This window comes from Mesorhizobium sp. M1312, assembly GCF_040318115.1.
Taxonomy (GTDB): domain Bacteria; phylum Pseudomonadota; class Alphaproteobacteria; order Rhizobiales; family Rhizobiaceae; genus Mesorhizobium.
The window spans coordinates 215,894-239,435 of the sequence record NZ_JAMYLQ010000005.1; the positions used below are offsets into that span (position 1 = coordinate 215,894).

The window sequence follows — 23,542 nt, forward strand, 5'->3', positions numbered from 1 at the left end:
AACCTCCGCTCGCTTCCTCAAGAAGCGCATCAAATCCGGATCCTCCCGATCAGCACAAGCGAGAGAGCCGACGGCCTGATCTCTGGCCCTAATCTGGCGCAGCCGCCGTCGACCGCAAGGCCATCAGGCAAAAACAGCTTGATGCGCGCTCAGGAAAACAGCAGCGACGACAATTTGCGCCGCGCCGCCAGCGTTGCTTCGTCGGTCATGCCCCATGCCTCGAAGAACTGCAGCAATTGCGTCTTGGCGCCGTCGTCGTTCCACGAGCGATCGGCCTTGACGATCGCCAGTAAATTGTCGGCCGCGGCCATGCGCTCGCCGTTGGCGTTCTGGATCACGGCAAGATCGAACCGTGCCTGGTGGTCTCCGGGGTTCTCAGCCAGGCGCCGCTCGAGCTCGGCCGGATTGCCAAGTGCTGCTGCCTGCGCAGCAAGCGCCATCTTGGCGCGCAGCGCAGCAAGCGGCGGCGCATCCTTCTTGGCTTCCGGCGCCCGCGCCAGCACGGCTTCGGCGCCCTTGCCATCGCCGGCCTCGAACAGCAGGTCACCCAGCCCGGCAATCGCATCGATCGTCTCCGGTGCCTGTTCCAGGATGGCGTCGTAGATGTCCGCCGCGGTCTGCACATCGCCGGCGTCGCGCGCCTCCGCGGCCGCGGCAAGCGCCTCGGCCACCTGCGGCGCACCATTGTTCTTGCCGCCGACCTTCTGGATGAACGCGGCGATCTGGCTCTCGGGAATGGCGCCCATGAAGCCGTCGACCGGCTGGCCATCCCTGAAGGCGATGACCGCCGGTATCGACTGGATGCCGAGCTGTCCGGCAATCGAAGGATGGTCGTCGATGTTCATCTTGACCAGCTTGACCTTGCCGCCGGCGGCCGTGACCGCCTTTTCCAGCAGCGGCGTCAGTTGCTTGCAGGGTCCGCACCACGGCGCCCAGAAATCGACCAGCACCGGCTGACGGCGCGATTCTTGGATAACGTCGGCGGCAAATGTGGCGGTCGTCGTATCCTTGATGACGTCGACAGCGACAGGCGGCTCGCTGCCAAGCGCGACTTTCGCAGGAGTGGCGTCAGCGCCGCCATACTGCACTGTGGTGGCATACTGTCGGCCATTGCCGACAAATGGGCCGCCAAATTGATTGTTGTCGCTCATCTCGTGCCCTTTCGGTCGCGCCGCCGGCCAGCGGCCCGGCGCAAGGTCCTTTAATTCTCAGTCAGAAGTCGGTTTATCGTCATCCATGTGGCGATCATGCCGAGACTTTCAAGATAACAGCATCATGCCCGGTTGCCTCGACGAATTTGACGAGGTCGGCGGCGGCGATCGATGTCGTTGCCTCATTGGTCAGCGGATGGGCATTGATGACCGCATGGCTCATCAACTCCTGGTCGAGAACGACCTTGACCCGCCGCTCCGTATCGTTGATCACGCCGAACACCGTGACCGCACCCGGTACGACGCCGAGAAGCTCCATCAGCATCTCCGGCTTGCCGAAGGAAACGCGCCCGACGGCGCCGATCACATGGTGGATCTGCTTGAGATCGACCACCGCCTCCTCGTCGACGCTGACCAGGAAGAAATTGTCCTTCTTGTCCTTGAGGAACAGGTTCTTGGTATGCCCGCCGGCGATTTCTCCACGCAGCGCCTGCGAATTGGCGACCGTGAACAGCGGCGGATGACGCAGGGTCGAGACTTCGATCCCGAGATCGGCGAGAAATGCAAAAAGCTCGGCTTCGGATTTCGGCATGTTGTTTCTTGTGGGACCTTCTTGTTGTCGCGGTTTGGATCATGCCGTTTACGGCCAATGACGCGGCCGAGACAAGACCGTTGCGCGGCAAGGCTGCCAATTGCGTTCCTATCCACACTAGGGAGGGCTCGTTTACGTCGCCGGGTGCGGCCAAAAAACCTGCGATTTCCCTGTTGCAATCGCCGCGCCCTTCAGCCATATAGGCGCGGCTTGCGGCCCAAAAAGCCGCGCGAGCGGGTGTAGCTCAGGGGTAGAGCACAACCTTGCCAAGGTTGGGGTCGAGCGTTCGAATCGCTTCACCCGCTCCAATTTTCTTTAGATTTGAAGCGCTTAGAGGCCCGGGGATCCGGGCCTTTTTGCTGTCTGGCGCCGGGCGGCGCCGTGCCGCTCACTGCACGATGCCCATTAGATGCTCACGTGGGCCTGCAGGGCGACCCTCTTGCAGATAATCATGCTTTGCGTGGCCAAGTACCGCGTCGCGGACCTCCTGGTTTAAGCCGAGATGCGCCAGTAGCAGTGCGCAGGTTACCAGAAAAGCGTTCTGCTCTAAGGCCTATTACACAAGCCGCTATCGCGTTGGTCAATCTTCAGATAGTCTGCAGAGCGAAAATGGCACAAGTCGGGAGCACTACGTTGTTGCCGCTGCTAAGGGAATGGCCGGGACTGTTCCTATCGTCGCTTCTATTGCTGGCGACGGCTGTCGCCGCCCCGACGCAGGAAACCAACATCGGATCGCCTTCCGATACTTCAGCCGCAACGCTGGCCAACAATGTCGCCGAGCTACGCATATTTTTGACGGACGATTCCGGGATGGTTCGGGGCGAGATAGCGACTGCTCGCCCATCCAATCTCGCGGAGCTCTCATTGGCGATGGAGGAAGGAACCGTCACATTTCGCGACGATGGCGCTGGGCCGGATCGAGTCAAGGGCGACGGCGTGTTTAGCGCGCGTTTCAAGTTTGACACGACGGCCGAGTTCGAAACGCTGCGCGCCGGCCTTAGGGCGACGATCGACGTTCTGCGCGATCCAGGCCAGGACATCCTAATCCGTCGAGGGCCGCGCGACATCGTGACCGCGGCTGACGCGATCCGGGATGCCGAGCTCAAAACGCCCGAAATCCTGAAGAAAGCGCGCCAGGAGGCGGAGCGGGCAGCGCGCCTGCTGGACTTCCAGGACCCGTTGAGGGCCGCAAAGGCCCTCGACATCAACGTCGCGACGACACCGTTCCAGCGTCTGCCGGGTTCCCGATTCGACCCTTTGGAGCGCAAGCAATTCAAGGTCGAATATCTCTTCGATTTCCCGATCTTCACCACGTTTCCGCCGCCCGCACCGCGCGTCGCCATCGACCGTGATCGCTCGCTGCTGATTACCGCGAAAGACGTGGTCGAGGATGACGAGCTCAGCTTCGATGCTTGCACCGGAACCGGCTCGCCCGGCGGGCCGTGGAGCTTCGGCCACCTGATGCGCGAGCTGGCATATGACACCGGCCTTACGCCCGAGGAATTCACACTGCACTGGCTGTTGAGTTGGCGACTTCCTCATGAGGTCAACGGCTGGATCGTCCCCGCGCGCCATCAGCAGCTGCAACATTTCATCGACGGGTGGCGCGGATTGTCCCCCAACGGGCTGCTCGATGTCGACTACTTCCCGGCGCGGCTTCTCGCCATAGTGAACCGGCCCGATCTTGCGGACCGTATCGGTTTCGGCGCCGGCGGCAGTGCCGGCGAGGGGCGGCTGGTATTCGGCTTGATGACCGGCTCCTGTACGCCAGCGAGCTTTACAGTGATCTTCGAATACGGCATCGCTGCCAATTCCTGCATAGAGGTCAAGGCATGGCAACAACGTTGGAAAGATCTTGACCAGTTTGACGTCGGCACTGCCGGCTACAATGAGGCGCTCGAATCCGTTACCCGCGCCTTCACCGATCATGGATCGAATCCGGGTCAGCGTCCCAATACGAGTTCGCTCAGTCAGATGAGGACCAACGAGAATGTGCTCGCCAGTGGTTGGCAAATGCGCGAATTCCGCCTTGAAGAGACCGGCCTGCTCGACGTTGTCCCGGTGAAGCAGACGCCGGATGACGGGTTCAATGGCAACGGGATCCTACTGGACTATTTCGTCATCAACGAAGCCGACATTCTCAACGACCGGCATGATGTTCGGGAGCGCTTTCCGGACGATCTCGACCCGTTCCTGGGTGGCGCGGCAAAGACCTTGTTTGAGAGCTTCTTCTGGTCGGCCCCGAATCTCGACAGCCTAATCGAGCCTTCCGAGACGCGCCGCAAGTTTTCGCTCGCCACCTGCAATGGCTGCCATGCAGGTGAAACGGGCACCCGATTCACCCATATCGGAAACGAAGGCAGACGCGAAATGGGCCAGCCTGTGGAACTCTCCGGGTTTTTGCGGGGCGAGACCGTCACCGTGCCGATGAGCGGGGGCGCCACGCGGCGCTATGAGGATTTGACGGAGCGCGAGACTGCCATGTCGGAGCTTCTCAACCGTTCCTGTTTCGGGCTCCTGGGCTTTCAGCGATCTCCTTTCGTCCACTGAGACGTCGGTCCGCCTTCAGTGATGCTCGGCCGTCACTTGATGGCAGTGTGCCTGGAATGATAGTTTGGCCGGGGCGTTGGCCTCCGCCCTGCGGACTAGCATGGTTAGTTTTGTCACCGCGGATGGGGAACGCCATGCTTATGTATTGGCGCCGCCGCGCGGTATGGCGGGGCAATCCTCTTTGCAGTGTTCGGAATACTCAAGTGTGCGTGGGACCGGACCGAGCCGGCTTGAGCTCTCGGACTTACTTGAAATCCAATTTTTTCAAGGGGAGGAAGCAAATGGCAAGGCTTAAGATATTCGACAATAATAATATCAGTGCTAACGTACCGAGCAAGCAAGGGTACATCAATGTTGCTACCGGTGTGATCAACGATTTCACCAATTTCGATAGTAAGTCTGATAAGAAAAAATCTGATTTACTCCAACAGTACGCGGGTAATAACTACATCATATATCAACTTACTAGGAATCCGGAAGCAAACGTCCAAATTGACAGCAGCAACTGCAAGGTGGATATCGTACCTGATGGGAGAAAGAAACCTGGCGTCACTTTCGGTAAGCATAATATAGTGTTGCCGGAGATTGAACCGGGCGATCCTCCGCTGGATACTGGCTACCTGTCTGAGCACGTTAAGGCAATTAGTGAGCTATACGGGGCCGGTACCTCGCCAGAAGTGGACCAAGCCTGCAAATTCCTGTTCGGATTGATGCTGCTCACCCGCTGCCGTTGAGGCGGCCTTAGATCAGCCGGCGGGACCTGCTTTTGGGGACCACCGGCCATTGTTCGCGCCACGGCCCACTGAGCCAGTCAACACCTCACTTGTCCCTAAAACGAAACGACCAGTCTCAAAGGTGAGCGCGGATCGCGCTATTGTTTGCGAGAATCATTCTGCCTGGCATAGTTGCTCCAGATCTCGCCGATCCTCGTCCCGCTTGATGGGGAAGGCTTCTACAAACCAGCGCAAGATCTCCTTCGGCGTCGGAGGCTTGGGCCCTGCCCAGGCCGCAGCAACAGACGTGTGCAATTGCATCAGCGCCGCACGAGCTTCATCCGTCCTCCCCAGCTTACGCAGGGCGGCAGTTTTCCAACCAGCGGTGTCGACGATTGCATTCCTCGACCGGTCGGCCGCCTCTACAGCGCCTTCGAAATCTCCGGCAAAATAACGGATTACCGCGATGTGAGACCACTGGTAGTCCAAAAACATGGATGTCAAATCCATTGCACGCTCCAGCAGGCGCGAGGCAGGATCGACGCGGCCCATGAACGCCATACCCAAGGCTGCCGACACCAGTGTCTTCGGACTGTTAGGGTTGAGTTCAGCGGCTAGTTCGTAGTGCACTTCCGACTGTTCGAAGTGTCGGGTCATGGCTGTTGACCAGGCGACGACCAAATGATTGCGTGCGTCCAGGGGATCGAGGGCCACAGCGCGCTGGGCCAGTTCAGCTGTCCGCTTCGTTATGAAAGGATCGGCAGCAATTCCCGGTCGGATGAATTGCCGTGCATTGTGGATGCTGGCCAGACTGGCATAGGCGGGAGCAAAGTTTGGGTCGGCAGCGATTGCGCCTTCGAACAGCCGTTCGGCCTCGTCGTCGGCATCTGGTGTCCAGCGGGTTAGTAAATCCTCGCCGCGCAACCAAGCATCATAAACACCGAGGTTTTGCGGGAGGCCCCTGACTTGCCGGGACAGCCTGTCATGTGAAAGGTAAACCTCTAGAGTTGAAGCGATCTTTCCGACTAATTGCTTCTGCAGAGATAGCCAGTCGCCGAGCGAAAACCTAAAAGACTCACTCCAAATGACCTGGTTCGTGTTGGGATCGCTTACCGATACGACCAGTTGCATATCATCTTGGTAGTCCACGCATTGGGCCGTCAGTAAATAGTCCGTGTCGGGACCTTCGACCGCGCCATCCTTCAACTCGACGACTGTGAACTCCCGAAATTTGGACAAATTGACGATTAGTTCCGAGCGGAATCCCCATACCAGAAGAGAGATTTTCTTAGTTCGCGTCTCGAATTTTCCGACCGCGAGCGTTGGCGCAGGTCCGCTCGGCCGCGGTGGTTTCCCTCTGCTCAACAATTGCGGGCCCGGACCCTTAAGCGCCTCTGCCAGAGCCGTCGTTTCCATGCTAGGCAGCAACTGATATCGTTCGCGCAGAAGATCGCGCAGATTTTCATAGACGCGCATTGCAGCGGCGACATTCTGCAGTTCCGCATGGTGGCGGATGAGACAGCGCGCAGCGCGTTCATGGCTAGGTTCGAGTACTAAGAGGGCATTTGCTGCCCTGCGCATTGCAGGTTCGGATATCTCGAAGCGTTCCAGCATGGCCTCTAAGGCCTCCAATGCGTGGTCACGCCAGTTGTGCCTGGTCACACTCAGCCATGCGCTGAATAGATCGCTGGTGTCTTCTAAGCCATATAAGATCGCCTCGGACCAATCCGATCGTTTGAGCAGCAGGTCGTCAATCTTGCCCTCTCCAAGATCGTTCAACATGCGGACGACATCGACGGTTATGCGCGAGGGGCTCAACCCGATAATATTTCCGCGTCTGAGAATTCCTGCCGCGGAGCCACCCGCAATTGATCTGTCCGCGATCTGTAGGCAGTTCGCCATCGCACGCCGAGCGGCTACCGGGCCACGTTCTGGCCAGATCAAGGTAGCCAGCCGGTCATGCACCTCCTGAAAATTGCGGGACAGTGCGAGGTATCCAATCAGTGCCTGCGCTTTCGGAGAACGCAATGCGATTGCTTCGCCATCTTCCCTGTAAAGGCCAAGCCCATCGATGACCGAAATCAGTCGCTGATGGCCGTTGTCCGGGACATCAGCAAGGTTGGAGGCAACCACGTTGTAGAGCGTCAGCGGCTCAGGCATGTTCTTCAAAGCGGGCCGCCCGGCGAACCGAAACCGCCACCGCCCGGTGTTGCGGGCCGCCCAATAGACGTCTTGCGTCACACACACACCGCCTGGCTCGGCCATAGCCTGCACCCGAGCAGCCACGTTTATCGCATGGCCAAACACGTCGCCCTCACGGCGATGAACCTCTCCAATATGCAATCCGATCCGGAACCGACTGCAAAACGCTCTCCTGTCTAGGAGGTCAGCTAGGCTACCCTGCATGAAAATGGCGTAGTCGATGGCGTTCGATACACCGTCGAACAGTATCAGGACCCCGTCGCCGGTCGTCTTAATGAACTCGGCGCCGAATTCCTCGCAATGGGTTTGGAAGAGTTGGAAACACTGCGAAACGAGATCCAGTGTTCCAAGTTCGTCGGCGGCGGTTAGCTGGCTATATTGAGCCAGATCCGCAAACAGGATTGATTTAAGGGTCGCTCGCTCCGATCTCGCTTGCATAGTCGCCGCTGATGCCCTGTCGAATGTGCTATTCTGCTCTCCAATGCGGGTTTAGTCGACGATACAACGAACTGATGGCAATTGCTTTCATAGATGGGTGTAGCGAGCTCGCCAGAGTCGGCGAGCTGTTCGATGTGATTAACCTGCCTGTGACGGATGTTCCGGCTCACTTCGCTATCGCGATCCCTAAGAATGCTTTGTTGCAAATGCCGGTAACGCCGCGCTCAGCAATGCCCGAAACTGGCAGGCTGGCGAGCGGCCGAGGATTGAGCATGGACGACTGCCGGGCGAGTTGCCTTGGCGAGGCAGCCGAACTCTTCAGTTGCTGCTCATGGGGTGATGAGCCGTTGATCACCGCTACAGTCGACGAGATCGGGTCAGCGGCAATCGCTCCTGAAAGCCTGAACGGCTTCAGTTCCCATCAGATCGTCGCCCGCGGTGTATGGAACAAAGAAAATATTGGCTTTGATTGGCGACCGCCGATCAGGGATGAATCTGCCGCGCTGGACTGGCTGAAGGTTGAAGATGCATTTGGGGGGGATGGGGCGTTCATACCAGCAGACTTTGCTTTCATAGGACGCAAAGAGGCCGGCGAGGAGGGCGCGGTCGCCATCGGCGATAGCAGTGGGTGCGCTGCAGGGCCGAGTGCGGACGCCGCGAAACTGGCGGCTATCTTGGAGCTAGTCGAGAGAGATGCGACAGGTCGCTGGTGGTATGGAAGAAGGCAGCGCCAAATAATTGATCCGTCCTGTCTCTCGGGCATCGATGCTCTTGTTGACTGGCTGTGGGATCGCGAACGTCGAACCTGGCTCTTCGACATTACCTCGGACATCGACATCCCGGTGATTGCCGCCGCTTCTGCCGAACCGGAAGGCAAAGACGTCTCGCTAGGCTTTGCTGCGGGCAAAAACCTACAGTCCGCTGCGACAGCTGCCTTGACGGAGATGCTTCAAATGGAGATTTCGCTCGGGGCTTCACGAGCGCTTGGCGACGAAGCTGGCGCTTGGTCGCGATGGCGAGAGAAAGCCTCTATGAAAACGCCACCCCTGAATATGGCCCCGATCCAACACGTCTCGCCAAGTCTACCTCATCCAGCGGTTGAACGTGACCTATCGGACGTGCTCAACGCCTTGGCGCATAGAGGAATCGATTTGTGGTTTGCCGAAATGACCCGCGCGGAAATCGGGATTCCCGTGTTTCGCGCCGTATCTACCCTGCTTTGTCACTACAAACCACGGTTCGGACGCGCACGTCTCTTTGCTCCCGATGCTTGCGATCTAAGCTTCGATACCGGCTCGCCCGCCGACCAGCCATTGCTTTTAGTTTAGTATTGGCAGCATGAGCAAGTAACCAGGATGGTCTAACCTTTAGATCTGCACCAGCCTTTGCCGCGCTTTGTTCGCCGCTCGGAATACGCCCCCGACAGAGTTAAGACCTTTGCTTTTCAAATTCGGACCAAGGTCCCTTGCGGACAGGCGCATTTAAACGAAACTGGCTGAATAGTGGACCATCACATTAGAGAGTCCTCATATTCATAGGCCGAACCATCCTGGCGGGAGGGCGGCTCGAAGGAGGAATTATGAAAACTCGAACCAGTCTCTTCGCAACGGTCGCCGCTCTCGCCCTTGTCGCGTCTCCAGTTCTCGCCGGACCCGGCGGCAATGGCAAGGGCAAGGGTAACGGCGCAAGCAACGGCAATGGCGGCAACTCGGCTGGCGCTGGATCGCAGGGACACGGAGCCGCCACGTCTGCGGCGGCCAGGGATAAGTCCACGACCGGAATTGCTCATGCAATGGCTGTCGTTTCAACGACGCCGGCCTCAGCGCAGGCCACCTTGTCCTTGCAGGCAGCCTTGGACAAGTTCCTGGCAAGAAACGCCGATCCGGCAGAGACTTCCGACGACACCTCCGGCGAAATTCCTGACGCAGCCGAATAATATTGCAAATCATGCGCTGCTCGGCGACGCATCGCACTGTCGAGATTCTTAGCCAGTTGGCAGGCTCCTTCATCTGTTCGGCCGATGCCATGGGTCCAGGAAAAGCCGACATTTAAGCCCGATCCCTAGGGATCCCTGGAACGGTCCTGCCCCTACAGACTGTCCAGAGAGCACCACCGGCTTCGGGCCGGTGGTGCGTCTTTGCGTGGGCGCTCAATTGGCCACTAACCGTGGCCGTTTTGGTGCCGGGGCCGACCTGGCTGGGAACTACCTGGCGCCAGCGCCTCTGCGAAAATCCGACGGCGACATGCCGGCCAGCTTGCGGAACGATTTGTTGAAGGCGCTGAGCGAGCCGAAGCCCGAATCCATGGCGACGCGCAGCACGTTGGCGTCCTGGTGCATCAGCAGCGCCTGCGCGTAGCTGAGCCGCAACAGGTTGACATATTCGTTGAGCGTCATGCCGGTCGATTTCTTAAAGATGCTCATGGCGTATTTGGGGTGGATGTCGGCCGCCGCCGCGATATCAACGCAGTCGATGTCGTAGAGGAAATTCTCCGCGATGAAGTCGCACATGCGCCCAACATTGCGCAGGGATTGCTGATCGAAGGGGCTGCCTGCTTCCTGCTCGATCGGGGTTTCGGGTACCAGCCGGTAAGGTTCGAAGCGCACCCGCTCCAGCCGCAGCAGCAGCTCGTTGACGGCGTGCTCGGCTTTGCCCGGATCGCCCGAGCGGACATAGCGGTTCCAGCGCTCGAAATTGTCGCTGTCGGACCGGTCGGTGGCATTGGTCACTAATGTCGCGCCCGTCATCAGCCGGTTGCGGACGTCCGCGGGCAGGTGCAGCCGGAAGAAGTGCACCAGCGGCAGATGCGCGCCGGCATAGACGGCGTCGTCCGACGCATCGTCCATCTGGTGCGGCAGGCCGCCCCAGAACAGGCACATGTCGCCGGCAGAAAGCGAGATCTCGTGCTCATCCATGCGGTAGTGCACGGCGCCGCGGACGATGAAATTCACCTCGACCTGGGCATGCCAGTGCGGCTTGAGCATCACCAGAGGCTGGGTGTGAAACATTTGCAGCAGCAGCGGCAGACCCTCCACGCTGCTGGCGCCAGGCTGGTAAAACGGCCTTTCCGGCATCTTACTTTCCGCCAATTTTTTATTCCTTTTGTCGCGGACAAGCCTTCCCCAGTGCCTAGTCTAGGCACGCTCACGATGAGAGAGCAAATGAAATGGGAGGATTTCAATGCGCACCATACTGACCTGCGCCGCGTTCGCGCTTGCCCTGGGCTCGGCCCCGGCCTTTGCGCAATCCGGCGAAATCACGATCTGGAGCTGGAACGTCGCCGCTTCATCGTTGAAGGCCACCATAGAAGGTTTCAACAAGCAGTTCCCCGATATCAAAGTCACCGTCCAGGATCTCGGCAACCAACCCACCTACGACAAGTCGATCGCCGGCTGCGCCGCCGGCGGCGAGGGACTGCCGGATATCGTGACGATCGAGAACGGTGAGGCCGAGAACTACTGGAGCCAGTTCCCGGACTGCTTCGTCGACCTCCATACGCTGGGCTACACGGCGGAGGATCAGTCAAAATTCCCCGATTTCAAGCGCACCGAGCTCGAAGTGGAAGACAAAGCCTATGCGATGCCGTGGGATTCGGGCCCGGTGGCGATGTACTACCGCCGCGACTTCTATGAGAAGGCCGGCGTCGACCCCGCCTCGATCAAGACCTGGGACGATTTCATTGCCGCCGGCAAGAAGATCCAGGACGCCAATCCCGGTGTGACGATGACCAACGCCGATTTCAACGGCGACTCCGAATTCTTCCGCATGATCTCCAACGAGCAGGGCTGCGCCTATTTCGCCGCCGACGGCCAGTCGATCACCGTCAATCAGCCGGCCTGTTTGGCGTCGATGACCAAGATCAAGGAGATGAAGGACGCCGGCATCATCACCTCGGCCGACTGGAGCACCAAGATCACCAACAACACCGCCGGCACCGTAGCCACCCAGATGTATGGCGGCTGGTATGAAGGCACCATACGCACCGAGTCGCCCGACGGCAGCGGCAAATGGGGCGTATATCTGATGCCGAGCCTCACTGCCGACGGCCCGCGCGCCGCCAATCTCGGCGGTTCGTCGCTCGCCATCACCTCGGTGTCCAACAACAAGGAGGCCGCCTACGCCTACCTGAAATACTCGCTTGCGACCAATGAGGGCCAGATAGCGATGCTGAAGGGTTTTGGCCTCGTGCCGTCACTGATCTCGGCGCTCGATGACCCCTATGTCTCCGAAGGCCAGCCCTATTGGGGTGGCCAGGCGGTGTGGAAGGAAATCCTCGGCACCTTGCCCAAGGTCGTCCCCAGCCGCGGCACCCCGTTCCAGAGCGACGCGGAAATCATCGTCCGTGCGGTGCAGACCAAATATCTGGGCGGCGGCTATCCCGATGCCAAGGCGGCGCTCGACGATGCCGCAAGCCAGATCGCCTCGGCGACCGGCCTGCCGGTCGAAGAGTGAGATGAACGCGGCTCCCCCTTCTCCCCTTGTGGGAGAAGGTGTCGCCGAAGGCGACGGATGAGGGGTGTTCCAGCTTGGCGCCAACAGCGCTCCGTCCAGCACCCCTCAACCGTCTTGGCGCTACGCGCCAATCCACCTTCTCCCACAAGGGGAGAAGGTAAGACAGCGGCGCCGCCGACCTCGACAGTAAGCCGGCAAACCTAGAGACAGGAAGGAGAAAGAATGCGCTATCAGAACGCCACGGCGTATCGCTTCCTCGCACCCTACCTGCTGATCTTCTCGATCTTCTGGCTGTGGCCGATCATCAGCTCCTTTCTGATCTCCTTCCAGGCAACGCGCACCGTACCGTGGCGGTTCGCGCCCACTTTCAACTGGGGCCGGCTGATCGGCGACCCCGCCTTCTTCAACGCGCTGAAAAACACGCTGCTCATCCTCGTCATCCAGGTGCCGGTGATGATCACTTTGGCAATCGTGATGGCCGTGCTGCTCAATTCGCCGCTGCTCAAGGCCCGTGGCCTGTTCCGCTTCGCCTTCTTCGCCCCGGTCGTGGTCGGTGAAGTCGCCTATTCCGCGGTGTTCCGGCTGATGTTCAATCTCGATTACGGCATCATCAACAAGCTGCTGAACAGCGTCGGCCTGCCCCGTATCGACTGGTTTTCCAACGTCACGCCGGCGATGGCGGTCATCATGATCGCGGTGACCTGGCGCTGGGCCGGCTACAACGCCATCATCCTGCTCGCCGGCCTGCAGTCCATCCCCCAGGACGTCTACGAGGCGGCGACGCTGGACCGCGTCAGCAAGCTTAAGCAGTTCTTCTACATCACCCTGCCGCTGCTCAAGCCGATCATCGTGTTCTGCGCCGTGCTGTCGATCATCGGCACCATGCAGCTGTTCACCGAGCCCTTCCTGATCACCGAGCGCGGCGGACCGGGCGGCGGCACCGAAACGCTCGGGCTGCTGCTTTACCGCCAGGGCTTCCGATCGCTCAACTTCGGCTACGCCTCGGCCATTGCCTACACCATGGCCGGGCTGGCGATCGCCATCTCGCTGGTGCAACTGTGGCTGACGAGGGATCCGAAATGAGCTCGCGTTCCTCTTCAAAACTGGGGCGCAGCATCGCGCTGCATCTCTTCCTGACGCCGCTTGCGCTGATCTGGCTGTTTCCGCTGTGGATGATGGCGGTTTTCTCGACCATGCCCGACAGAGGCATCTTCAGCCCCAGCATCGAGCTTTTGCCGCACGGCAGTTTCCTCGACAATGTCAACAATTTGCAGCGCGACACCAATTTCATCGGCGCCATCGGCATCTCCGTCTCGGTGGCGGTGACCTATACGTTCTTGTCGGTGCTGCTCACCTCGATGGCCGGCTGGGCGCTGGCGCGCTACCAGTTCTTCGGCAAGGGCGTGGTCGTCGCCATCATCCTCGGCACCATCACGCTTCCCTACGCTGTGGTGCTGATCCCGCAATTCATCATGGTGGCGCGCGACTTCAAGCTCGCCAACACCTGGGTGGCGCTGATCGTGCCGCCGCTCTTCAATTCGCTCGGCGTGCTGTTCATGCGGCAGAGCTTCTCGATGATGCCGGGCGATCTGTTCGACGCCGCTCGGGTCGAGGGGGTCAAGGAATGGCGGATCTTCCTGTTCGTAGCACTGCCGCTGGCGCGGCCGATGCTGGCGGCGCTCGCCATCATCCTGTTCCTCGCCTCCTGGAACAACTATCTCTGGCCGCTGCTGATCAATTCCAAGCCCGGGGCGATGACGGCGCCGGTGGCGCTCGGCACGCTGATCGGCCTCACCAAAGTGTCGTGGGGCGGCATCATGGCGGGCGCCGTGATGCTCACCGTGCCGATGCTCGTCGTGTTCGTGCTCTTGCAGCGCCATTTCGTCGCCGGCATTGCCGCCGGCGCCATTAAATAGGATCAGCATGGCAGCGGTCACACTCAAGAATGTCGTCAAGCGCTTCGGCGTCTTCGAGATCGTTCACGGCGCGAACATCGACGTCAATGACGGCGAATTCGTTGTCTTCGTCGGCCCTTCCGGCTGCGGAAAATCCACGCTGCTCAGGATGATCGCGGGGCTCGAGGATATCAGCGGCGGCGAGATCGCCATCGGCGGCAAAGTGGTGAACAATATCGAGCCGGCCGACCGCGGCATCGCCATGGTGTTCCAGTCCTACGCGCTCTATCCGCATATGAGCGTCGAGCAGAATCTGAGCTTCGGGCTCAGGATGAACGGCAACCCGAAGGCCGACACCGAGCGGCGGGTGAAGCGGGCCGCCGAAATCCTGCGCATCGCCGAACTGATGAAGCGGCGTCCGCGACAATTGTCGGGCGGCCAGCGCCAGCGCGTCGCCATCGGCCGTGCCATCGTCCGCGAGCCGCAGGTGTTCCTGTTCGACGAGCCGCTCAGCAATCTCGACGCCGAGCTCAGGGTGCAGATGCGGGTCGAGATCTCGCGCCTGCACAAGGAGCTCGGCGTCACCATGATCTATGTGACGCACGACCAGACCGAAGCGATGACGCTGGCCGACAGGATCGTCGTGCTCAACGCCGGCAATATCGAGCAGATCGGCGCGCCGCTCGATCTTTATGACGACCCCACCAACCGCTTCGTCGCCGGTTTCGTCGGCTCGCCGAAGATGAATTTCATGGCGGCGAAAGTGGTCGAGGCCCGCGACGGTACAGCGACCGTCGAACTCGCCAACCATTGTGGCGCCAAACTGCGGAAGCCGCTTTCGGGTGCTCCACCTGCAGTCGGCAGCGAGGTCGTGCTCGGCGTCCGGCCGGAGCATTTCTTCGAGGCCGGCGAAGGCGATTGCGACATCGCCGTCAAGGCCGATGTCGCCGAGCACTTCGGATCGGTGAGCTACGTCTATGCCAGTGCCGGGGCCAGTGCGGGGGCCGGACCAGAGGAACTGATCATCGAGCGCGAGGCATCGCGGCAGCGGGCGAATGGCGACCACATGGTGGTGTCGATTAGGGCGGGCCGGTCGCTTCTCTTCGACACGTCAGGTGCACGCATTCGCTAATGCATGTCGCCCAAAAGCATGCCCTCGGGCGTGAACCCAGGGTGCGCAGCGGTTTGGGACAACGACATGCACAAAAATAAAGACACGCCAATTTTTCTTTAACAACTCGCGACGCCGAGGCGACCCCAAGGAGATTTGAGATGACGTCCGAACCACGAAAAATCCGCTGGGGCATTCTCGGGCCCGGCACCATCGCCAAGGACTTTGCCGGCGGCGTGGCCCATTCGCGCACCGGCACGCTGGTCGCCATTGGCGCACGCAATCCCGGCAAATCAGGCCTCGCTGAAAACTTCCCCGGCGCCCGCATCCTCGACGGTTACGAGGCTTTGCTCGCGGACCCGGACGTCGATGCGGTCTACATTTCGACGCCGCATCCGAGCCACGCCGAATGGGCGATCAGGGCTGCCGAGGCCGGGAAGCACGTGCTTTGCGAAAAGCCGATGGGACTGACCGCTTTCGAGGCGGACGCGATGATCCATGCGGCACGCAAGGCCGGCACATTTCTTGGCGAAGCCTTCATGTACCGGCTGCATCCACAGACGGCAAAGCTGGTCGAGCTGGTCAGGTCCGGCGCGATCGGCGAGGTGCGCATGGTGAAGTCGAGCTTCGGCTTCGCCATGCCTGACTTCATGCCGGAGCACCGGCTCTACGCCAACGACCTCGCCGGCGGCGGCATTCTGGACGTCGGCGGCTACCCCGTTTCGATGGCGCGGCTGATTGCCGGGGCAGCAATCGGACAACCCTTCGCCGAGCCGGACAAGGTGGCGGGTGCTGCGCATCTCGGCCAGTCCGGTGTCGACGAGTGGGCTTCGGCGCTGCTGCATTTTCCCAGCGGCATCGTCGCCGAAGTCTCCTGCGGCATCTCGCTGGCTCAGGACAACGTCCTGCGCATCCTCGGCACCAAGGGCCGCATCGAGGTCGCGGATTTCTGGTATGCAAGCGGCAGGCAAGGCGGCACCGGGGAAATCCGCATCATCCGTCCGGGCGGTGAGGAGGTGGTCGAGGTCAGGGAAGACCGCTGGCTCTACGCTTTCGAGGTCGACGCCGCCGGCGAGGCCATCCTCGCCGGAAAGCAGGAATTTGCCTGGCCGGGCATGGGCTGGGCCGACAGCCTCGGCAATCTGCGCGTGCTCGACAAATGGCGTGCCGCCATCGGCCTCGAATACGAGATCGAGAAGCCCAAAAGACGCGTCAACACCATCTCCGGCCGGCGGCTGCGCTCCGGCGGCACCACCATCCGCAAGCGCGACATTCCGGGCCTGCCGCGGCCGGCCTCATGCCTGGCGCTCGGCTTCGAGGATTTCCGCACCTTCTCCTCGGGCATGATCCTGCTCGATGCCTATTTCGAAGCCGGAGGCAACGTCTTCGACACCGCCTATATCTATGGCAGCGGCTACACCGAAACGCTGCTCGGCCAGTGGCTGAAGAACCGCGGTGTGCGTGAGCAAGCGGTGGTCATCGGCAAGGGCGCGCACACCCCGCTCTGCTATCCCGATGTGATCGGCAAGCAGCTCACCCAGTCGCTCGACCGGCTGCAGACCGATCATGTCGATGTCTATTTCATGCACCGCGACGATCCGGACGTGCCGGTAGACGAATTCGTCGACGCGATGGACAGGGAGGTCAGGGCTGGCCGCATTCGCGGTCCGTTCGGCGGCTCGAACTGGACAAGGGAACGCATGGACGAGGCTATTGCCTATGCCGAGCGGACCGGCAAGCAAAAGCCGGGCGCGCTTTCGAACAATTTTTCGCTGGCCGAAATGCTGGTGCCGATCTGGCCGGGTTGCGTCACATCGTCAAGCGACGAGTGGAAGGCCTGGCTGACCGCCCGGCAGATGCCGAATTTCGCCTGGTCGAGCCAGGGACGGGGTTTCTTCACCGGCCGCGCCGGGCGTGACCAGCGTGACAATGAAGAGCTGGTGCGGGTCTGGTATTCGGAGAAAAACTTCGGCCGCCGCGACCGGGCGATCGAGCTTTCCAACAGGCTGGGCAAGAGCCCGATCCATGTCGCGCTCGCCTACGTCCTGGCCCAGCCGTTCCCGTCCGTTCCGCTGATCGGGCCGCGCACGCTCGACGAACTGGAGGACAGTCTGCAGGCGCTCGACATTGCGCTTTCGCCCGACGACCTTGCGTGGCTGGATGGCGGTTCCGAGCAGCATCCCGCTCGACGCATGGGCTGAGGCTAGGCAAATCGCGGTGGCCTTCGCTGCCCCTCACCCCTTACCCTCTCCCCGTAAGAACGGGGTGAGGGGGCCAGCGTTGAGGCAAATCCCCTTCTTCCCGTCACTATACGGGGAGAAGGTGCCGGCAGGCGGATGAGGGGCAGCGCAAACCAAATGCGGTTGCCCAAGACTGATCCCTAACGCTCACCTTCGGCCGCCGATCCTTCCATGGCATCTCCCGTTCCAGCTGCGTGGAAACGGCGAGCACCGTTGCTTCATCACCATAGCGGCCGACCAGTTGCACACCGATCGGAACGCCGGTGGCAGACCAGCCGAGCGGCAGTGAAATCGCCGGCTGTCCGGAGATGTTGAAGGGAAGGCAAAGACGGCGTCCGTCCATTTTGCATTGTAACGGTCGATGTCCGGCTCCGACATGTCGTAATACCCCAAAGGCCTCGGCAGTTGCGTAAGCGTCGGGGTGATGAACAGATCGTAGGGCGCGAGGTCGCCGACGATGTCTCGGCCGACCTGCCGGATCGTCTCGACATCGGAGATGTGGCGGATGCCGCTCGTCGCGCGGCCGCGCTCGATGATCGCCCAGGTCACCGGCTCGACATCGGCCTGCGTCACCGGCCTGCCAATGACCGTTTCATGATAGCCGAACGTTGCCGCCGTCTGCACGCAGGTCATGTTGGTGTAGGTCTTCCACACCGCATTGGCGTCGAGCGGCATGTCGTGCTCCTCGACATCGTGGCCGAGGCGCTCAAGCGCGGCCACCGTCGCCAGCACGGTGGCCTTGACCTCTGGGTCGATCCCCGTGCCATTGGGCGGCGTGACGGTGAAGCCGATGCGCCTCCTTTCCGGCGCGCGCGCCGAAAGGCTGAGCCAGCTGCCGTCCGGAACCGGCGGCGTATAGGGATCGCCCGGCAGCGCGCCGGCCACGGCATCGAGATAGGCCGCCGTGTCGCGCACCGTCCTGGAGCAGCACAGGAAATAAGCGCCGCCATACCAATAGTCGCCGAAGGGCGCCAGGCTGACGCGGCCGCGCGACGGTTTCAGGCCGACGATGCCACAGCAGGAGGCCGGGATGCGGATCGAGCCGGCGCCATCGCTGGCCTCGGCGATCGGCACCATGCGCGCGGCGATTGCCGCCGCCGCGCCGCCGCTCGAACCGCCCGGCGTGATGCCGTCCTTCCAAGGGTTTTTCGTCACGCCGTAGAGTTTTGGTTCGGTGGTGATCGACCAGCCATTCTCGGGCGCGTTGGATTTGCCGACAAGCACCAGGCCCGCCCGCTTCATGCGGCGCACGACTTCGGTATCAAAATCGGCGACGACATCCCTGAGGAAAGAGCAGGCATTGGTATTCGGCGCTCCGGTCCAGGACGAGCCTAGTTCCTTGAGCAGGAACGGTACGCCGGCAAGAGCGCAGTTCTGTCGACCGTTTCAGCCGAGGCGCGCGCCACATCGTAGAGGCGGTGGATCACCGCGTTCAGCGCCGGGTTCAGCCGTTCGATCATGGTAATGGCCGCCTCGACAAGCTCGGCCGGCGAGACTTCGCCGCGGTGAACGAGCCCGGCCAGATCCAGCGCATCGGACTCGGCGTAGGTTTCCAGGAAACTGTCGGTGATTTCGGCCATGTCTCTCTCCCTCGTTCCGCCATGCCGAACGGCGCCCGGTGGCAATCGCTTCAGACAATCGCCGATCGTGGCGCTGCCCCTCATCTGCCTGCCGGCCTCTTCTCCCCGTAAAACGGGGAGAAGGGGCTGGCCCAACGCTGGCGCTCTCTCAGCAACGCCGGAGAATTGGCGAAATCCTTAGCGAAGGCGTCCTTCTCCCCGTCACTATACGGGGAGAAGTGCCCGGCAGGGCGATGAGGGGCGGCGCCAAGATCGGCCCACTAGTCGCTCGACACCGGTCGCCTCACGCCAGCTCGACGGTCCGCCCTTCCTCGATGCTCTGCTCCGCGGCAAGCACGATGCGCAGGCTATTGACCGCGGCATCCATCTGCTCGGACAGGTCGAGATCCTCGCGGATGGAGCGCAGGAAGTATGCTTGCTCGCGATCGCAAAGCTCCTGGTGGCCGGGTTCGTCCTCCATGCTGACGATCTCGTCGGGCTTCCTGAAATTCTTGTCGCCGTCGACCTCGGCATAGTGGATCTTGAGCGCGTCGGTCTTGGTGTGTCGGTCGATATCGGCTGAGTTCGACACCTCGGCGAGTTCAGCTGCACTGCTTGCCGTCTGGCCGGCGACGATCGAGACCGCGCCCTTGGGGCCGACCACATCCTTCACGAAATAGGCCGTCTCGCTCATCATCGGGCCCCAGCCCGCCTCGTACCAGCCGACCGAACCGTCATCGAAGGTGACGTGCAGATGGCCGTAATTCTGCTTGGCGGCATCCGCCCACAATTTCGCGCCGATGCCGTGAACGCGGACCGGCTTGGCGCCGGTCAGCTGGCACATGACGTCGACATAGTGCACGCCGCAATCGACGATCGGGATCAGCGAGTCGATCAGGTTCTTGTGCCAGTGCCAGGCGCTGCCGCTGCTCTGCTGGTTGAGGTTGAGGCGCATGACCAGCGGCTTGCCGAGCGTCTTGCCGACCTCGATGAACTTTATCCATGACGGGTGGACGCGCAGGATATAGCCGAGCACCAGCTTGCGGTTTTTCGCCCGTGCGGCAGCGACGACCTTTTCGGCGTCTTCGATATTGGTGGCGAGCGGCTTTTCCATGAACACGTGGCAATTGGCGTCGATCGCCTTCAGCGCATATTCGGCATGCGTGTTGGGCCAGCTGTTGATGGAAACGGCATCCGGCCTGGTCTCTTTCAGCGCCAGGTCGAAATCCTCGTAGAGCGGATAGCCGGCTAATTCGGCCGGGATAATCTTGTTGCTCTTGATCGTGCGGCTCATGATGCTGACGATCTCGAAACCGTCGAGCCTGTGATAGGCGCTGGCATGCGACGCGCCCATATTGCCGAGACCGATCACCAGTACCTTTACTTTGTCGGCCAATGCCACCTCCCTTGTTCTTCTTGATCGCATAGTGGGCGGCAACCTTGTCGCCCCCTTCAAGTCTGCGCTGCCCCTCATCCGCCTGCCGGCACCTTCTCCCCGTATAGCGACGGGGAGAAGGGGCTGGGCCGCTACCTCGGCGCTATTCTTGCAACGCTGGTCATTGGCGAATTCCTTGCGACTGCAACTTTCTCCCCGTCCCTATACGGGGAGAAATGCCCGGCAGGGCAATGAGGGGCGGCACCGTCATCGACAATTGCCGAGTGCCTTACTTGACTGCCGAATCGAACAGGTGCGCCTTGATGTTGTCGACATTGAGCGCCGCAAAGGCTTCCGACAGTTTGTAGCCTTCGGCATCGGCCTTGACCTTGGCCTTGTCGAAATCATTGGCCGGGCCGATCAATTCGTTGGTGCAGACATCCTCGGCTTTTACCGGACTGGTGATCTGGCCGATCTTGTGGATCTGGTCGAAGAAGCCCTGCCAGCTCGCCATGTCGTGCGAGCCCCAGCCTTCGCGCTTGTCCATGTCGCCACGGAAGACGTTGATCTGCTGCAGGATCGAGGTGGTGCCGAGCTCAGGCCCGAGATTCTTGGCCAGCGTCGGGAACTGCTCGAACACCGCTTCGACGGCGGCGCGTGGATTCTGGTAGCCGAATTCGAGGCCCATCGCCCAGCCGCGCAGGTATTTTTCCAGGAACGCCTTGCGGTCGGGATCCCTCAGATCGGCCGCACGCACGACGAAAGTGTTCGCCGGCAGCTTCGAATTCTGCACGCCGAGCCAGTATTCGAAGTCGAGGTTCTTGGCGATCCATTCGGCCCGCAGCCCTTCCCATGACAGCGCCGCATCGCCCTGGCCGCCGGCAAGGGCGGTGCCCCAGGTCGGCCAGCCGGCTTCGACATACTTGACTTTCTTGATGTCGACGCCTTGCGAAGCCAGTAGCGGGTCGGTGATCGACTGCCATGCGGCGGAGCCGAGCAGGATGGTCTTGCCTTCGAGCGTCTTGAGGTCGTTCGTTCCCTCGCCCTTGCGGAAGGCGAAGCTGAACGTGTCGCGCGCGCCCATGTGGAACACGGATTTGAGCTTCATGCCGTTCTGGATGGCGAAGGAGAACACGCCGGGCGAGGGAAAGCCCATGTCGGCCTGGCCGACATCGACGAACTTCACCGTTGCGGTGCCGTCCGACGGCCCCGGCTGCATGTCGGTGTCGAGGTCGCCGAAATAGCCTGCTTTCTTGGCGGCCCAGTACGGATAATCGTCGAGCACTTCGAGCGTGCCGCGCGGCGAAATCCAGGTGAACTTGCCGTAAGGCTCGGCCTGCGCCCTGAACCCTGAGGCGCCGAGCGCGGTGGCCGTCACCAGGCCGGCGCCGGTGACTTGCAGAAAATAGCGGCGGCTGATGCCCGCCTTGGAACCGATATAATTTTCCCTGGTCATGCCATTCTCCCCTTTTTGTTGCTAGTAGTTTCTTGCCTGTCGCCCGCCTCCCGGGCGCCGTCGTCTCCTCGCCTGCATGTCGTTTGCGCACTTTGGGCGACATGCACTACGCCTCCCAGCTCGCCCATTTCTTCCCGATCAGGAAGAACAGCACGTAGATCAGGATGCCGAGCGTAGACAGGATCAGAACCACCGCGAAGAATTGCGGCATCTGGATCATCGACGAATAGGTGGTCAGCCGGTTGCCGAGGCCGAAGCCGCCGCCGACCATCTCGGCGCCGACCGCGGTCAAAAGCCCGAAGATCGCGCCGATCATCAGGCCGACAAGGATCATCGGCAGCGCCATCGGCGCGCGGATCTTCCAGAAGATCTGCAAGGTGCTGGCCCCATAGGAACGCGCCAGCGCGATCTTGGCGCTGTCGACGCGGCGAAAGCCCGTCGCCGCGTTGATCATCACCATCGGCCCGGCGGCAAGCGCGACCGCGATGATGCGCGGCGTGTAACCGAAGCCGAAGCGCAGGATAAGGAGCGGCACCAGCGCCAGCATCGGCGTGGTCACCAGGATCAGGATGTAGGGCGCGACGATCTTCTCGGCGAACGGGAATTGCGTGATCACCGCGGCCATCACCAGGCCGATAATGGCGCCGATCGAGAAGCCGGAGACCAGCTCGACCAGCGTGTAGCCAAGATGCGGCGCGATCAGCGGGAACTCGTCGTACAGCGCGTAGGCGATCGCGCTTGGCCCCGGCATGATGTAGTGCGGCACATTGAACAGCCGAAGCGCCAGCTCGATGCCGCCGATGATGATCACCGCAACGGCGATGATGGCAGTGACCTCGGCGCCCGACCTGATGCCGGGACCGCTGGCGAAGGCCGAAAGATTGGTCAGGCTGACCTCGTGCCCATCGCCGGCCTTGGCGCCCGATTTGGCCTTCGAGAATTCCGGTATGGCGTCGCCTCCGCTCACGGCCTGATCCTCACAATTTCTGCGGTGCCGCGCTCCCGCGCCTTCGGCCGCACGCGTTCGCCGACAATGTCCATCTTGATCGTGATGGTGAGGTCGAAGACCTCCTTGGTCGCCATGATCTCCAGCGAGCGCGGGCGCGCAAACGGCACGCGATATTCCTTGGCGACGCGGCCCGGCCGCGCGCTCAGCACCACCACCCTGTCGGAAAGGAAGATCGCCTCCTCGACGCTGTGGGTGATGAAGACGATGGTGGTTTTGGTATCGAGCCAGATCTCCTCGACGAGACGGTTCATCTCTTCGCGGGTAAAACTGTCGAGCGCGCCGAACGGCTCGTCCATCAAAAGCACCGATGGCTTCAGCGCCAGCGCCCGCACGATCGCCGCGCGTTGCTGCATGCCACCCGAAAGCTCGCGCGGGAACTTGCCGCCGAAGCCGTCCAGCCCGACGCGGTTGACGAGATGGGCGATCCAGGCGCGATCCGGCTTCTCGCCCTTGATCTCGAAGGGAAAATGGATGTTGGCGTCGAGATTGCGCCAGGGCAGCAGGTTTGCCTCCTGGAAAACGATGCCGATATCCGGATGCGGACCGGTGATCTCTTTGCCGTCGAGCCGGATTGTCCCGCTGGTCAGGCGATGCAGCCCGGACATCGACCACAAAAGCGTGGTCTTGCCGCAGCCGGAGGGGCCGACGATCGAGACGATCTCATTGGCGTGAACGTCGAGGCTGCAGCGGTCCAGCGCCAAAAGGTCGCCGGAAGCTGTATGATAGATCTTGGTCGCATCGTGCACGCCAAGCTTCGGGGTTTTTGCACTGCCCGCGTTCATGCGCCCCCTCAGGGATTG

Annotated in this window: 19 protein-coding genes, 1 tRNA gene and 1 pseudogene; 10 read left to right on the forward strand and 11 right to left on the reverse strand. The window is 61.3% G+C overall.

The genetic code is table 11. The annotated features are described in order from the left end of the window. Positions 1 to 149: 149 nt before the first annotated feature. Entirely contained in the window at positions 150 to 1,151 is a 1,002-nt protein-coding gene (gene trxA / locus NKH36_RS09435) for a thioredoxin (RefSeq protein WP_352961424.1), read from the reverse strand. Between the two features lie 94 nt (positions 1,152 to 1,245). Further along, positions 1,246 to 1,743: a prolyl-tRNA synthetase associated domain-containing protein gene (locus tag NKH36_RS09440; protein ID WP_352961426.1), complete on the reverse strand. Its 498-nt coding sequence runs from the start codon at positions 1,741 to 1,743 to the stop codon at positions 1,246 to 1,248. Positions 1,744 to 1,976: 233 nt separating this feature from the next. Here NKH36_RS09440 and NKH36_RS09445 point away from each other — a divergent pair. The 3 genes from NKH36_RS09445 to NKH36_RS09455 all read left to right on the forward strand — a co-directional run bounded on the left by NKH36_RS09445 (position 1,977) and on the right by NKH36_RS09455 (position 5,027). Next, positions 1,977 to 2,051 (forward strand) — tRNA-Gly (locus tag NKH36_RS09445). A gap of 109 nt (positions 2,052 to 2,160) precedes the next feature. Then, the gene (locus tag NKH36_RS09450) at positions 2,161 to 4,293 is read left to right on the forward strand and encodes a choice-of-anchor X domain-containing protein (protein ID WP_352961428.1); all 2,133 of its coding nucleotides are present in this window, start codon (positions 2,161 to 2,163) and stop codon (positions 4,291 to 4,293) included. A gap of 281 nt (positions 4,294 to 4,574) precedes the next feature. Then, positions 4,575 to 5,027 (forward strand): hypothetical protein, encoded by a 453-nt coding sequence (locus NKH36_RS09455; protein ID WP_352961430.1) that lies wholly within the window; start codon positions 4,575 to 4,577, stop codon positions 5,025 to 5,027. 153 nt (positions 5,028 to 5,180) lie between these two features. On the opposite strand, the gene NKH36_RS09460 is transcribed toward NKH36_RS09455, so the two are convergent. Then, entirely contained in the window at positions 5,181 to 7,646 is a 2,466-nt protein-coding gene (locus tag NKH36_RS09460) for an adenylate/guanylate cyclase domain-containing protein (protein WP_352961432.1), read from the reverse strand. A gap of 74 nt (positions 7,647 to 7,720) precedes the next feature. Between NKH36_RS09460 and NKH36_RS09465 the strand changes: the two genes are divergently transcribed. Together NKH36_RS09465 and NKH36_RS09470 are read left to right on the forward strand one after the other, a co-directional pair. Beyond that, a complete protein-coding gene (locus tag NKH36_RS09465) occupies positions 7,721 to 8,974 on the forward strand; it encodes a YcaO-like family protein (protein WP_352961434.1) in 1,254 nt (417 codons plus the stop codon). Between the two features lie 251 nt (positions 8,975 to 9,225). After that, positions 9,226 to 9,582 (forward strand): hypothetical protein, encoded by a 357-nt coding sequence (locus NKH36_RS09470; RefSeq protein ID WP_352961436.1) that lies wholly within the window; start codon positions 9,226 to 9,228, stop codon positions 9,580 to 9,582. Between the two features lie 267 nt (positions 9,583 to 9,849). Here the strand turns inward: NKH36_RS09470 and NKH36_RS09475 are convergent, their stop codons facing one another. Beyond that, on the reverse strand, positions 9,850 to 10,719 hold the full coding sequence (locus tag NKH36_RS09475; RefSeq protein ID WP_123148736.1) for a helix-turn-helix domain-containing protein: 870 nt from the start codon (positions 10,717 to 10,719) through the stop codon (positions 9,850 to 9,852). A 106-nt stretch (positions 10,720 to 10,825) separates the two neighbouring features. Here NKH36_RS09475 and NKH36_RS09480 point away from each other — a divergent pair, with 106 nt between their 5' ends. From NKH36_RS09480 to NKH36_RS09500, 5 genes are all read left to right on the forward strand, one after another. Continuing rightward, a complete protein-coding gene (locus NKH36_RS09480) occupies positions 10,826 to 12,097 on the forward strand; it encodes an ABC transporter substrate-binding protein (RefSeq protein ID WP_352961439.1) in 1,272 nt (423 codons plus the stop codon). A 222-nt stretch (positions 12,098 to 12,319) separates the two neighbouring features. Continuing rightward, positions 12,320 to 13,180: a carbohydrate ABC transporter permease gene (locus NKH36_RS09485; protein ID WP_095495801.1), complete on the forward strand. Its 861-nt coding sequence runs from the start codon at positions 12,320 to 12,322 to the stop codon at positions 13,178 to 13,180. Further along, on the forward strand, positions 13,177 to 14,013 hold the full coding sequence (locus NKH36_RS09490; RefSeq protein ID WP_352961441.1) for a carbohydrate ABC transporter permease: 837 nt from the start codon (positions 13,177 to 13,179) through the stop codon (positions 14,011 to 14,013). The genes NKH36_RS09485 and NKH36_RS09490 overlap by 4 nt, the downstream gene beginning before the upstream one ends. A 7-nt stretch (positions 14,014 to 14,020) precedes the next feature. Next, entirely contained in the window at positions 14,021 to 15,124 is a 1,104-nt protein-coding gene (locus NKH36_RS09495) for an ABC transporter ATP-binding protein (protein ID WP_352961443.1), read from the forward strand. Positions 15,125 to 15,264: 140 nt separating this feature from the next. Further along, a complete protein-coding gene (locus tag NKH36_RS09500) occupies positions 15,265 to 17,304 on the forward strand; it encodes an aldo/keto reductase (protein ID WP_352961445.1) in 2,040 nt (679 codons plus the stop codon). A gap of 106 nt (positions 17,305 to 17,410) precedes the next feature. Here the strand turns inward: NKH36_RS09500 and NKH36_RS09505 are convergent, their stop codons facing one another. The 7 genes and pseudogenes from NKH36_RS09505 to NKH36_RS09535 all read right to left on the reverse strand — a co-directional run bounded on the left by NKH36_RS09505 (position 17,411) and on the right by NKH36_RS09535 (position 23,524). Beyond that, the gene (locus tag NKH36_RS09505; protein ID WP_352961448.1) at positions 17,411 to 17,686 is read right to left on the reverse strand and encodes an amidase family protein; all 276 of its coding nucleotides are present in this window, start codon (positions 17,684 to 17,686) and stop codon (positions 17,411 to 17,413) included. A 50-nt stretch (positions 17,687 to 17,736) separates the two neighbouring features. Then, a pseudogene (locus NKH36_RS09510) lies at positions 17,737 to 18,690 on the reverse strand (amidase); the annotation flags it as partial. Beyond that, positions 18,675 to 18,923 (reverse strand): hypothetical protein, encoded by a 249-nt coding sequence (locus NKH36_RS09515; RefSeq protein WP_352961451.1) that lies wholly within the window; start codon positions 18,921 to 18,923, stop codon positions 18,675 to 18,677. The pseudogene NKH36_RS09510 and the gene NKH36_RS09515, both read right to left, overlap by 16 nt. A gap of 283 nt (positions 18,924 to 19,206) precedes the next feature. Then, the gene (locus tag NKH36_RS09520) at positions 19,207 to 20,298 is read right to left on the reverse strand and encodes a Gfo/Idh/MocA family protein (protein ID WP_352961453.1); all 1,092 of its coding nucleotides are present in this window, start codon (positions 20,296 to 20,298) and stop codon (positions 19,207 to 19,209) included. A 268-nt stretch (positions 20,299 to 20,566) separates the two neighbouring features. Beyond that, positions 20,567 to 21,733 (reverse strand): ABC transporter substrate-binding protein, encoded by a 1,167-nt coding sequence (locus tag NKH36_RS09525; protein WP_352961456.1) that lies wholly within the window; start codon positions 21,731 to 21,733, stop codon positions 20,567 to 20,569. 106 nt (positions 21,734 to 21,839) lie between these two features. Then, entirely contained in the window at positions 21,840 to 22,700 is an 861-nt protein-coding gene (locus NKH36_RS09530) for an ABC transporter permease (protein WP_287059137.1), read from the reverse strand. Then, positions 22,697 to 23,524: an ABC transporter ATP-binding protein gene (locus tag NKH36_RS09535; RefSeq protein WP_352961460.1), complete on the reverse strand. Its 828-nt coding sequence runs from the start codon at positions 23,522 to 23,524 to the stop codon at positions 22,697 to 22,699. Before NKH36_RS09535 ends, NKH36_RS09530 begins: the two co-directional genes overlap by 4 nt. Positions 23,525 to 23,542: the final 18 nt, after the last annotated feature.

Coding starts and splice junctions, on each gene's coding strand:
- NKH36_RS09475 (WP_123148736.1), bottom strand. CDS start 10,719: ATGCCGGAAAGGCCGTTTTACCAGCCTGGCGCCAGCAGCGTGGAGGGT.
- NKH36_RS09515 (WP_352961451.1), bottom strand. CDS start 18,923: ATGGCCGAAATCACCGACAGTTTCCTGGAAACCTACGCCGAGTCCGAT.
- NKH36_RS09460 (WP_352961432.1), bottom strand. CDS start 7,646: ATGCAAGCGAGATCGGAGCGAGCGACCCTTAAATCAATCCTGTTTGCG.
- trxA (WP_352961424.1), bottom strand. CDS start 1,151: ATGAGCGACAACAATCAATTTGGCGGCCCATTTGTCGGCAATGGCCGA.
- NKH36_RS09470 (WP_352961436.1), top strand. CDS start 9,226: ATGAAAACTCGAACCAGTCTCTTCGCAACGGTCGCCGCTCTCGCCCTT.
- NKH36_RS09455 (WP_352961430.1), top strand. CDS start 4,575: ATGGCAAGGCTTAAGATATTCGACAATAATAATATCAGTGCTAACGTA.
- NKH36_RS09485 (WP_095495801.1), top strand. CDS start 12,320: ATGCGCTATCAGAACGCCACGGCGTATCGCTTCCTCGCACCCTACCTG.
- NKH36_RS09500 (WP_352961445.1), top strand. CDS start 15,265: ATGACGTCCGAACCACGAAAAATCCGCTGGGGCATTCTCGGGCCCGGC.
- NKH36_RS09535 (WP_352961460.1), bottom strand. CDS start 23,524: ATGAACGCGGGCAGTGCAAAAACCCCGAAGCTTGGCGTGCACGATGCG.
- NKH36_RS09440 (WP_352961426.1), bottom strand. CDS start 1,743: ATGCCGAAATCCGAAGCCGAGCTTTTTGCATTTCTCGCCGATCTCGGG.
- NKH36_RS09505 (WP_352961448.1), bottom strand. CDS start 17,686: ATGGACGGACGCCGTCTTTGCCTTCCCTTCAACATCTCCGGACAGCCG.
- NKH36_RS09525 (WP_352961456.1), bottom strand. CDS start 21,733: ATGACCAGGGAAAATTATATCGGTTCCAAGGCGGGCATCAGCCGCCGC.
- NKH36_RS09465 (WP_352961434.1), top strand. CDS start 7,721: ATGGCAATTGCTTTCATAGATGGGTGTAGCGAGCTCGCCAGAGTCGGC.
- NKH36_RS09480 (WP_352961439.1), top strand. CDS start 10,826: ATGCGCACCATACTGACCTGCGCCGCGTTCGCGCTTGCCCTGGGCTCG.
- NKH36_RS09495 (WP_352961443.1), top strand. CDS start 14,021: ATGGCAGCGGTCACACTCAAGAATGTCGTCAAGCGCTTCGGCGTCTTC.
- NKH36_RS09490 (WP_352961441.1), top strand. CDS start 13,177: ATGAGCTCGCGTTCCTCTTCAAAACTGGGGCGCAGCATCGCGCTGCAT.